The following is an 11,584-nucleotide window of genomic DNA, read 5'->3' on the forward strand; positions in this document are numbered from 1 at the left end:
ATGTGTTTGCTCGCACGAACATCATCAATCAAATCGGCGTTCTTGTTTGTGTGTTTCCCGAGATTCCGTGAAGAACCAAAAAAAATCGCAGCCCCAGGGCTGCGATTTTTGTTTTCAGAGGGGCTGGCTGCCGACGCTCACACCCAGGGTGTGGCTGGCATCCGGCGCCAGGTTCATCACATCGTTCATCACGTTCGCCGTCTCGATGCACAGCATGCGTTGCCAGCCGTCGTTATCCATGTCGCTGAGCGCGGCGGCGCGGTCGATCCACGGGTTCCAGATCACCGCCGTGCGTGAGCCGGTGGTGTTCAGCACGATGCGTCGTTCCCAGGCTGGGTCGATGATGCTCAATTGCGGTGGGGCGTCGAGGTAGATGCGGTCGGTTTCTGCGGCGAAACGCAGATCGCCTTGCTGGGTGTGAGTCTTCCAGTCATCCAGGGTCTCGATGTAGTCCAGGCCATCCACGCCTTCGACGCGCACGTTGCGCACATCGCTGACCGCAAAATAGCTGTGCAGCGCCTGACTGATGCTGACGGTGTCGGTGCCACGGTTGTGGCTGGTCAGGCTGATGTGCAACTGATCGTCGAGGCGCAGGGTCAGGGTCAGGTCGACCTGATGCGGCCATTCCGCAAAACCGCCCTCGGGGTAAGGCAGCTTGAATTCCACTTTCAGGCTTTCGCCTTCGGCTTCGATGCCGCCCAGTTCCCAATCCATCGCCCGGACAAATCCGTGGGCCCCGGCCGGTTCTTCGCTCGTGCGCATCGCCTGCACGCTCTGCGGGTTGCGGGCGAAGATGCCGAACCACGGCCAGCACACCGGCACGCCGGCGCGGATGCTCTTGCCGGTCTTGAACACGGCCTTGTCGTTCAGCCAGATCAGTGGCGGCTGGCCGTCTACCTGATAACTGAGGATGTGCGCGCCTTGCTGGGCCACCAGCACTTCGGCCTGACCGTGGCGGATGCGCCAGCAGTTCAGTTCATCCAGTTTCACGGCTTCAACGTTGGGCGTGTTCATGGGGCAACTCTCGATCAGCAACTTGGACGACTATCGACCGTGAAACGGCCGCGAGGTTTAACAGGCGCGCGGCGGAACCGAACGGGTGCGACCGCTGCCATCGATGGCAACGAACACGAACACGGCTTCGGTCACTTTACGCCACTCGCTGGACAGCGGGTCGTCGCTCCACACCTCGACCATCATCTGGATCGAGCTGCGGCCGATTTCCAGGGTCTGGGTATAAAAGGACAATTGCGCGCCGACAGCCACCGGCACCAGAAAAGCCATGCGGTCGATGGCGACGGTTGCGACACGGCCACCGGCGACGCGGCTGGCCATGGCAGTGCCTGCCAGGTCCATCTGCGCCACCAGCCAGCCGCCGAAAATATCGCCGAAGCCGTTGGTTTCGCGGGGAAGTGCGGTGATTTGCAGGGCCAGGTCGCCTTGCGGGATCGGATCTTCTTGTTCGAGCTCTATCATGCCTGGGGTGCCTCTGACCCGTGACTCTTCGTTGGGTATTGCTGGTGGTAGCCGTCTTCGGGAAAAACGATTCAGCACCGAACATACTACGTTCGTCACGTTTTCCATCAGGCGCCTAAGGAGAAACTCTGCGAAACCGGCTAATCCCGAGCAAGGGTCGGGCCAACGGCGTTTTCGCACAGCAACCCCTTACAAACCGGAGCAAGGTTGCGAGTATATCGGTCGGTAGACTCCGCGACGACCGTCCGGTTCTCATTTCGACCGGCAAATACGCGTCTCTATGTGCTTTTTCGAACAATTTGCTATGGTGCCGAACCTGCCCGAGCCACAGCCAGCGTTGTTGTGGCGGCAGATCCGACTATAAGAGAAGACCTTGCCATGACCACAGCGCCCTCGAGCCTCGCGCAGCCCGACCAACCCGCACGACCGTTGACCCGCAATGACTACAAGACTCTGTCGCTATCGGCCCTGGGGGGCGCGCTGGAGTTTTACGATTTCATCATCTTTGTGTTCTTTGCCACCGTGGTCGGCAAATTGTTCTTCCCGGCCGACATGCCCGAGTGGCTGCGCCTGATGCAGACCTTCGGCATCTTCGCCGCCGGTTACCTCGCGCGGCCGCTGGGCGGGATCGTGATGGCGCACTTCGGCGACCTGCTGGGGCGCAAGAAGATGTTCACCCTGAGCATTTTCATGATGGCCGTGCCGACCCTGATCATGGGCCTGCTGCCGACCTACGCGCAGATCGGCCTGTGGGCGCCGATCCTGTTGCTGTTGATGCGGGTGATCCAGGGCGCTGCGATTGGCGGTGAGGTTCCGGGGGCGTGGGTCTTCGTTTCCGAACACGTACCCGGCAAGCACATCGGCTATGCCTGCGGCACCCTGACCAGCGGCCTGACCGCTGGCATCCTGCTCGGCTCGCTGGTCGCCACTGCGATCAACGGCATCTATACGCCAACGGAAGTTTCGGATTACGCCTGGCGGATCCCGTTCCTGTTGGGTGGCGTGTTCGGCCTGTTCTCGGTCTACCTGCGTCGCTGGCTGCATGAAACTCCGGTGTTCGCCGAACTGCAACAGCGCAAGGCGCTGGCCGAAGAAGTGCCGCTGCGTGCAGTGCTGCGTGACCATCGCGGGGCCATCGCCGTGTCGATGCTGCTGACCTGGCTGCTGTCCGCCGGGATCGTCGTGGTGATCCTGATGACCCCGACCGTGCTGCAAACGGTCTATCACTTTTCGCCGACCACCGCGCTGCAATCCAACAGCCTTGCCATCGTCTTCTTGAGCTTTGGCTGCATCATTTCCGGCGCACTGGCGGATCGCTTCGGTGCCGGACGCGTATTCGTGGTCGGTTGCACGGCGCTGCTGGCCAGCTCCTGGACCTTCTATCACAGCCTCGTCGATCACCCGGACTGGCTGTTCCCGCTGTATGCGCTGACCGGACTGCTGGTCGGCACCATCGGCGCGGTGCCGTATGTGATGGTGAAAGCGTTCCCGCCGGTCGTGCGCTTCAGTGGTCTGTCCTTTTCTTATAACGTCGCTTACGCGATCTTCGGCGGCCTGACCCCGATGGTCGTCAGCCTGCTGCTGAAAGAAAGCGCGATGGGGCCTGCCTACTATGTAGCGGTGCTGTGCGGGATGGGGATCCTGGTCGGCGCGTGGTTGTGGAGCAAAGGTCGCTAAATTCCCCTCACGCTGATCGTTCCCACGCTCTGCGTGGGAATGCATCCCGTGACGCTCCGCGTCACGTCTTGAAGCGGACGCGGAGCGTCCATGGCGGCGTTCCCACGCAGAGCGTGGGAACGATCTGTCACGACATGCTGGCCTTTCATCCAATTGTCATATTTCAGCCATAGAGTGTTCACACGGCCTGCTGATACTTGGCCCCGACTTAACACACCCTATCTGCTAGGAGTAAGGCATGAAACTGAAGCGTTTGATGGCGGCAATGACTTTTGTCGCTGCTGGCGTTGCGACTGCCAACGCGGTTGCCGCTGTTGACCCTGCTATCCCGAGCTACACCAAGACCACTGGTGTGTCGGGCAACCTGTCCAGCGTCGGCTCCGATACCCTGGCCAACCTCATGACCCTCTGGGCTGAGAACTACAAAAAAGAATACCCGAACGTAAACATCCAGATTCAGGCCGCAGGCTCCGCCACTGCGCCACCTGCGCTGACTGAAGGCACCTCCAACCTGGGCCCGATGAGCCGCAAGATGAAGGACACCGAACTGGCGGCCTTCGAGCAGAAATACGGCTACAAGCCAACCGCTATCCCGGTTGCCGTGGACGCCCTGGCTGTATTCGTGCACAAGGACAACCCGATCCAGCACCTGACCATGGAACAGGTTGACGCGATCTTCTCGTCCACCCGTCTGTGCGGCGCCAAGACCGACGTGAAAACCTGGGGTGACCTGGGCGTGACCGGCGACCTGGCCAACAAGCCGGTTCAACTGTTCGGTCGCAACTCGGTATCCGGCACTTACGGCTACTTCAAGGAAGAAGCCCTGTGCAAAGGCGACTACAAGCCTAACGTCAACGAACAGCCAGGCTCGGCTTCGGTTGTGCAGTCGATCAGCTCCTCGCTGAACGGCATCGGTTACTCGGGCATCGGCTACAAGACCGCCAGCGTGAAAACCGTTGCTCTGTCGAAGAAAGGCAGCACTGACTTCATCGAAGACAGCGAAGAAAACGCCCTGAACGGCAAGTACCCGCTGTCGCGTTTCCTGTACGTATACGTCAACAAAGCCCCGAACAAGCCTCTGGCCCCGCTGGAAGCCGAGTTCGTGAAACTGGTTCTGTCGAAACAGGGTCAGGAAGTGGTCGTGAAAGACGGCTACATCCCACTGCCAGCCAAAGTTGCTGCAAAAGCACTGGCTGACCTGGGTCTGAAGGAAGGCGGCGCTGAAGTCGCAAAAAAGTAACAAACTGAGTCAGGGGTGAACCCCGCCTGACTCATGTGTGGGGCCCGGCCCGCAAGCGGCCCGGCCCCCACACTCCCCGAATTCTTCTATCCACTGCCAGTGCCCTGCTGGCGGCGGATTTGGTGCGTCACTGCATTGTCATCTTTCTGTCATACAGGATCGCTAGGGTGTGCGCATGAATGATCTGGCCAATTCCAAAATGACTACGAACCCTCCCAAGCGCATTGACTTCAATACGCCTGAGTTGCAACGCAAGCGCCGCATTCGCGCGCTCAAGGATCGCTTCACTCGCTGGTACGTCCTCGTCGGCGGTCTGGCGGTGCTGGCAGCCATCACCCTGATCTTCTTCTTCCTCGCCTATGTGGTTGCGCCGTTGTTCAAAGGTGCTGACCTGACCGCGAAAGATGCAATCACCCCGGCCTGGATGCAGGACGCCGGCAAGCCGCTGATGATTTCGCTCGAAGAGCAGAATCAGGTGGCCATGCGCGTTTCCGACAAGGGCCAGGCGCTGTTCTTCGACATCGACAGTGGCGCTGAATTGAAGCGCGTCGATCTGCCTTTGCCGGCAGGCACCAGTGTGACCTCCATCGGCGAAGACCAGCCGGGCCATCCGCTGGTGGCCGTGGGCCTGTCCAACGGTCAGGCGCTGGTGTTCCGTCACACCTATAAAGTCAGCTACCCGGAAGGCAAGAAAACCATCACCCCGGCGATCGAGTTCCCGTACGGCGAAGCGCCGATTGCGCTGAACGAGAGCGGCGGTGCACTGGAGCACGTCAGCCTCAACGCCACCGACTCGACCCTGATGCTGGTCGGCTCCACCGGTTCGCAACTCAATGTGTTGTCGCTGACCAGCGAAGAAAACATGATGACCGGCGAAGTCACCAACGAGCAGAAGCGTATCGATCTGCCGCAGATGACCGAGCCTGTGAAAAACATCTTCGTCGACCCGCGCCAGCAGTGGCTGTACGTGGTCAACGGGCGTGCCCAGGCCGACGTGTTCAGCCTGCGCGACAAGAGCCTCAACGGTCGCTACAAATTGCTGGAAAACGGCGAAGCCGAAGTCACTGCCGCCACCCAGCTGGTGGGTGGCATCTCGCTGATCGTCGGCGATTCCAAGGGTGGCCTGGCCCAGTGGTTCATGGCTCGCGACACCGATGGCGAGCTGCGCCTGAAGCAGATCCGCACCTTCCAGATGGGCACCACGCCGATCGTTGAAATTACCGCTGAGGAGCGTCGCAAAGGCTTCCTGGCCCTGGACGCCAGCGGCAAGCTCGGCGTGTTCCACAGCACCGCGCATCGCACCCTGCTGGTCGATCAGGTGGTCGAAGGCCAGGGCCTGTTCGGTCTGTCGCCACGGGCCAACCGCGTGATCGTCGAAGCCGGCGGCAAGCTGCAACCGCTGCTGCTCGACAACCCGCACCCGGAAGTGTCGTGGAGCGCGCTGTGGAGCAAGGTCTGGTACGAGAACTACGACGAGCCTAAATACGTCTGGCAATCGACTGCGGCCAACACCGATTTCGAGCCGAAACTGAGCCTGTCGCCACTGACTTTCGGCACCCTGAAAGCCGCGTTCTACGCGATGCTGCTGGCTGCTCCGCTGGCCGTCGCCGCTGCGATCTACACCGCGTACTTCATGGCCCCGGGCATGCGCCGCAAGGTCAAGCCGGTGATTGAGCTGATGGAAGCGATGCCGACGGTGATCCTCGGCTTCTTCGCCGGTCTGTTCCTCGCACCGTATGTGGAAGGGCACCTGCCGGGCATCTTCAGCCTGCTGATGCTGCTGCCGATCGGCATTCTGCTCGCCGGGTTCACCTTCAGCCGCCTGCCTGAATCGATCCGCCTGAAAGTCCCGGACGGCTGGGAAAGTGCGCTGCTGATCCCGGTGATCCTGTTCGTGGGCTGGCTGTCGCTGTACATGAGCCCGTTCATGGAGAACTGGTTCTTCGGCGGTGACATGCGCCTGTGGATCTCCCACGACCTGGGCATCACCTACGACCAGCGCAACGCACTGGTGGTCGGTCTGGCCATGGGTTTCGCGGTGATCCCGAACATCTACTCGATCGCCGAAGACGCCGTGTTCAGCGTCCCGCGCGGCTTGACCCTGGGCTCGCTCGCCCTCGGTGCCACGCCGTGGCAGACCATGACTCGCGTGGTGATCCTGACCGCCAGCCCGGGCATCTTCTCGGCGCTGATGATCGGCATGGGCCGTGCGGTCGGCGAAACCATGATCGTGCTGATGGCCACCGGCAACACCCCGGTCATGGAAATGAACCTGTTCGAAGGCCTGCGCACCCTGGCCGCCAACGTGGCGGTGGAAATGCCGGAGTCGGAAGTCGGCGGCAGCCACTACCGCGTGCTGTTCCTCTCGGCGCTGGTGCTGCTGCTGTTCACCTTCATCATGAACACCCTCGCGGAACTGATTCGTCAGCGTCTGCGCAAGAAATACTCGTCGCTTTAAGAAAGGTAGAAGTCTGTGAAACAGAACTCCCTGAAAGGATGGTTCAAGAGCGGCGCCCCCGGCGTCTGGATCAGCGGTGGCGCGGTGTCCATCGCGGTCATCATGACCATTGGCCTGCTGGCGGTGATCGCCGTGCGCGGTCTGGGTCACTTCTGGCCGGCGGATCTGATCCACGCCAGCTATGACGTACCCGGCCAGGGCCAGCATCTGGTCGTGGGCGAAGTGGTGCAGAAAGAAGAAGTGCCGCGCGCCCGTCTGAAGAGCGCCGGCCTGCCGGTGCCTGACGAAGGTCCGGAATTCATGACCCGCGAGTTGATCAAGGTTGGCAACCGTGACCTGAACGGCAACGACTTCACCTGGATCGTCGGCGAGTGGCTGACCAACCAGACGAACCCGCCGGAGCTGATGGCGCTGGAGCGCCGTGAGTGGGGCAACTTCTACGGCTACCTGGTCAACGTCAAGCAGGACGGCAAGGTGATCGCCGAAGGTGAAGCGGCCTGGCCTGAGCTGCAAGCGCGGATCAACCGCGTGAATGGCCTCGCCGCGCAGCTCAAGTCGCTGGAAAAAACCGACATCGGCGCGATCAACGCCGGCCTCGAGCGCATCCGTCTGCACGGTCGCAAACTGGAACTGGAAGGTAAACTCGACGCCACCGCGCAAGCGGACATGGACGCCGAACGTGCCGAGCTGAACGCCCGCTATCAGGACGTCGAAGCCCGTCTGACCGATCTGCACGCACAGTTCAACCGCGACGCTTTGACCGCTCGCGATGCCAACGGCAAGGAAGTCGAAATCGGCCTGGGCAAAGTGGTTCACGCCTACCAGCCGAACGCCATGGGCACGATGACCAAGATCGGTTTCTACTTCAACAAGGTCTGGGAATTCCTCTCCGACGACCCCCGTGAAGCGAATACCGAAGGCGGGATTTTCCCGGCGATCTTCGGCACCGTGATGATGACTTTGATCATGGCGATGATCGTGACCCCGTTCGGCGTGCTGGCGGCGGTTTACCTGCGTGAATACGCCAAGCAGAACACCCTGACCCGGGTTATCCGGATTGCGGTGAACAACCTGGCGGGTGTTCCGGCGATTGTTTACGGCGTATTCGGTCTGGGCTTCTTCGTCTACGTGCTGGGCGGTTCGCTCGACCGTCTGTTCTTCCCGGAAGCGCTGCCGGCACCGACCTTCGGTACGCCGGGCCTGCTCTGGGCGTCGCTGACCCTGGCACTGCTGGCGGTGCCGGTGGTGATCGTGGCCACTGAAGAAGGTCTGGCGCGGATCCCGCGGACCGTGCGCGAGGGCTCGCTGGCTCTCGGCGCGACCAAGGCTGAAACCCTGTGGAAGATCGTTCTGCCAATGGCCAGCCCGGCCATGATGACCGGCATGATCCTCGCCGTGGCCCGTGCCGCGGGTGAAGTGGCGCCGCTGATGCTGGTGGGTGTGGTGAAACTGGCGCCGTCGCTGCCGGTGGACGGCAACTACCCGTACCTGCACCTGGACCAGAAGATCATGCACCTGGGCTTCCACATCTACGACGTCGGCTTCCAGAGCCCGAACGTCGAAGCCGCACGACCGCTGGTGTACGCCACCGCGTTGCTGCTGGTGCTGGTGATTGCCGTGCTCAACCTGTCGGCAGTGTGGATTCGTAACCACCTGCGCGAGAAGTACAAGGCGCTGGACAGCTGATTTGCAGCACTGATTTCTATGTGGGAGCGAGCTTGCTCGCGAAGGCATCACCGCGGATTCACAGAGACACCGCGTTGCCTGAATCGCCAGCAGGCTGGCTCCCACAAAAAACGAACCGAATTTGTTAGCACAGGGGATCTCCCATGCAGCACGAAACACATACCCACGGCATCAACATGTCTGCCCTGGGCCGCGACAAGCAGAGCCTGAACCTCGAGCAGGAAACCGTGGCCATCGAAGTGCCGGGCCTGAGCCTGTTCTACGGCGACAAACAAGCGCTGTATGACGTCAGCATGAACATCCCGAAACAGCGCGTGACCGCCTTCATCGGCCCGTCCGGCTGCGGCAAGTCCACGCTGCTGCGTACCTTCAACCGCATGAACGACCTGGTGGACGGCTGCCGCGTCGAAGGCGCGATCAACCTGTACGGCAACAACATTTACCGCAAGGGCGAAGACGTGGCCGAGCTGCGTCGCCGGGTCGGCATGGTGTTCCAGAAGCCGAACCCGTTCCCCAAGACCATCTACGAAAACGTGGTCTACGGTCTGCGCATCCAGGGCATCAACAAGAAGCGCATCCTCGATGAAGCCGTCGAGTGGGCACTCAAGGGCGCGGCCCTGTGGGACGAAGTGAAAGACCGTCTGCATGACTCGGCCCTCGGCCTGTCCGGTGGTCAGCAACAGCGTCTGGTGATCGCCCGTACCATCGCGGTGGAACCGGAAGTGCTGCTGCTCGACGAACCGTGCTCGGCACTCGACCCTATCTCGACCCTGAAAGTCGAAGAGCTGATCTACGAGCTCAAATCCAAGTTCACCATCGTCATCGTGACCCACAACATGCAACAGGCAGCGCGGGTGTCCGACTACACGGCATTCATGTACATGGGCAAACTGGTGGAATTCGGCGACACCGATACCCTGTTCACCAATCCGGCCAAGAAGCAGACCGAAGACTACATCACCGGTCGTTACGGCTAGCAGACACTGGTTGTCGCTCACTGAATTGACGCTCGCACCTTACCGGACGCTCCAAGGACGCCAACATGATTAGTAAAGAAGGCCTTACCCATCACATTTCCGCGCAGTTCAACGCCGAACTGGAAGAAGTGCGCAGCCACCTGCTGGCCATGGGCGGGCTGGTCGAGAAGCAGGTCAACGACGCGGTCACCGCGCTGATCGAGGCTGACTCGGGCCTGGCCCAGCAAGTGCGCGAGATCGACGACCAGATCAACCAGATGGAACGCAACATCGACGAAGAATGCCTGCGCATCCTGGCCCGTCGTCAGCCGGCGGCGTCCGACCTGCGTCTGATCATCAGCATCTCCAAGTCGGTGATCGACCTGGAGCGCATCGGCGACGAAGCGACCAAGATCGCCCGCCGCGCGATTCAGCTGTGCGAAGAGGGTGAAGCGCCACGCGGTTACGTCGAGGTGCGCCACATCGGCGACCAGGTGCGCAACATGGTGCGTGATGCGCTGGACGCCTTTGCCCGTTTCGACGCCGACTTGGCGTTGTCGGTGGCGCAGTACGACAAGATCATCGACCGCGAATACAAGACCGCCCTGCGCGAACTGGCGACCTACATGATGGAAGACCCGCGCTCTATCTCGCGGGTCTTGAGCATTATCTGGGTACTGCGTTCGCTGGAGCGGATCGGCGACCATGCGCGCAACATCTCGGAGCTGGTGATTTACCTGGTGCGCGGCACCGACGTGCGCCACATGGGCCTCAAGCGCATGAAGGAAGAAGTTGAAGGGACAAGTGGCGAAACCGCTAATGTTCCGGACGATGCTGACGATAAGTAAGATTGCCTGAGAAAAGCGCCCGGCCCTTTGGCCGGGCGTTTTTGTTTCTGCTTTCAGAAAGCGGATCCGAGTTGAAGAGCGAATTAAAAAGCAGCACCCGCGAACGAAAAGTCCCGGCGTGACTGAAGAGTTTTGGCAATGTGCCATCAGCCAGCGTTATGCTTGCCGGGATTTTAATAGGGGTGTTGGATGAGCAAGATCAGTGTGTTGGTCGTGGACGATGCATCGTTCATTCGTGACCTGGTGAAAAAGTGCCTGCGTAATTACTTCCCGGGGATCCGCGCCGAGGACGCCATCAACGGCAAGAAGGCTCAGGCCATGCTGGCCAAGGAAGCCTTCGACCTGGTGCTGTGCGACTGGGAAATGCCGGAAATGTCCGGCCTCGAACTGCTGACCTGGTGCCGTGAGCAGGACAACCTCAAGACCATGCCGTTCATCATGGTCACCAGCCGGGGCGACAAGGAAAACGTTGTGCAGGCGATCCAGGCCGGCGTCACCGGATACGTCAGCAAGCCGTTCACCAACGAGCAACTGCTGACCAAGGTCAAGCAGGCCCTGAACAAGGTCGGCAAGCTTGACACCCTGATGAACAGCGCTCCGACCAAGATGAACTCGGCATTCGGCAACGACTCCCTGAGCGCCTTGACCGGCGGCAAGGCTGCCGTAGCCGGTTCCGCACCGACTGCTGCTGCGGCCAACCCGTTTGCCAAGCCTGCCGCTGCGGCCCCGGCACCTGCCGCCGCGCCACAGCGCGGTCTGCTCAACAGCCCGCCAGTGAAAGCCCCGGCAGCCTCCAGCGCTCCGGCCGGTGGTCGCGGTCAGGGCCAACTGCGCCTGCCGAGCGGCACCCAGCAATGCGTGATCAAGGCCCTGAGCATCAAGGAAGCGCTGCTGGTGGTGAAACGCACCGACAACCTGCCTCAGGTCCTCGACAGCGCCGTGCTGGACCTTGAGCAGGGCGACAACGCCGAAATCGCCCGCCTCAACGGCTACCTGCACGCCGTCGTCGCCCACGAGCCGAAACCCGACAGCGACTGGTTGCAACTGACCTTCCGCTTCGTCGACCAGGACGCGCAGAAGCTCGACTACATCTCCCGCCTGATCGCCCGCGGCACGGCGCAGAAGCACTTCGTTCCAGGCGCGTAATCTTCGTCGCCTGACATTGATCGTTCCCACGCTCCGCGTGGGAATGCCTCAAGGGATGCTCCGCGTCCCCCCACGCAAAGCGTGGGGACGATCATTC

At 61.2% G+C, this 11,584-nt stretch carries 9 protein-coding genes; 7 read left to right on the forward strand and 2 right to left on the reverse strand.

The features are described 5' to 3' along the window. Window positions 1-114: 114 nt before the first annotated feature. Entirely contained in the window at window positions 115-1,014 is a 900-nt protein-coding gene (locus MKZ87_RS19900) for a D-hexose-6-phosphate mutarotase (RefSeq protein ID WP_085702295.1), read from the reverse strand. A 57-nt stretch (window positions 1,015-1,071) separates the two neighbouring features. Then, window positions 1,072-1,476, reverse strand: coding sequence for an acyl-CoA thioesterase (locus MKZ87_RS19905; protein ID WP_085696748.1), 405 nt, complete (start codon window positions 1,474-1,476; stop codon window positions 1,072-1,074). 378 nt (window positions 1,477-1,854) lie between these two features. Here MKZ87_RS19905 and MKZ87_RS19910 point away from each other — a divergent pair, with 378 nt between their 5' ends. The 7 genes from MKZ87_RS19910 to MKZ87_RS19940 all read left to right on the forward strand — a co-directional run bounded on the left by MKZ87_RS19910 (window position 1,855) and on the right by MKZ87_RS19940 (window position 11,487). Continuing rightward, a complete protein-coding gene (locus MKZ87_RS19910) occupies window positions 1,855-3,153 on the forward strand; it encodes an MFS transporter (RefSeq protein ID WP_085702296.1) in 1,299 nt (432 codons plus the stop codon). 238 nt (window positions 3,154-3,391) lie between these two features. Beyond that, window positions 3,392-4,393: a phosphate ABC transporter substrate-binding protein PstS gene (locus tag MKZ87_RS19915; protein WP_085696751.1), complete on the forward strand. Its 1,002-nt coding sequence runs from the start codon at window positions 3,392-3,394 to the stop codon at window positions 4,391-4,393. 424 nt (window positions 4,394-4,817) lie between these two features. Further along, on the forward strand, window positions 4,818-6,851 hold the full coding sequence (locus tag MKZ87_RS19920; protein ID WP_170929696.1) for an ABC transporter permease subunit: 2,034 nt from the start codon (window positions 4,818-4,820) through the stop codon (window positions 6,849-6,851). A gap of 15 nt (window positions 6,852-6,866) precedes the next feature. Next, window positions 6,867-8,537 carry a phosphate ABC transporter permease PstA gene (gene pstA, locus MKZ87_RS19925; RefSeq protein WP_085696755.1) on the forward strand — a complete coding sequence of 557 codons (1,671 nt, stop codon included), beginning with the start codon at window positions 6,867-6,869 and terminating at the stop codon, window positions 8,535-8,537. Window positions 8,538-8,680: 143 nt separating this feature from the next. After that, a complete protein-coding gene (gene pstB / locus MKZ87_RS19930) occupies window positions 8,681-9,514 on the forward strand; it encodes a phosphate ABC transporter ATP-binding protein PstB (RefSeq protein WP_085696757.1) in 834 nt (277 codons plus the stop codon). Window positions 9,515-9,579: 65 nt separating this feature from the next. Continuing rightward, window positions 9,580-10,341 carry a phosphate signaling complex protein PhoU gene (gene phoU, locus MKZ87_RS19935; RefSeq protein WP_085696759.1) on the forward strand — a complete coding sequence of 254 codons (762 nt, stop codon included), beginning with the start codon at window positions 9,580-9,582 and terminating at the stop codon, window positions 10,339-10,341. Between the two features lie 189 nt (window positions 10,342-10,530). Beyond that, window positions 10,531-11,487, forward strand: coding sequence for a response regulator (locus tag MKZ87_RS19940; RefSeq protein WP_085702297.1), 957 nt, complete (start codon window positions 10,531-10,533; stop codon window positions 11,485-11,487). The last annotated feature ends 97 nt before the right edge of the window (window positions 11,488-11,584 follow it).

This window comes from Pseudomonas sp. MCal1, from assembly GCF_026341415.1.
In the GTDB taxonomy this organism is placed as follows: Bacteria; Pseudomonadota; Gammaproteobacteria; order Pseudomonadales; family Pseudomonadaceae; genus Aquipseudomonas.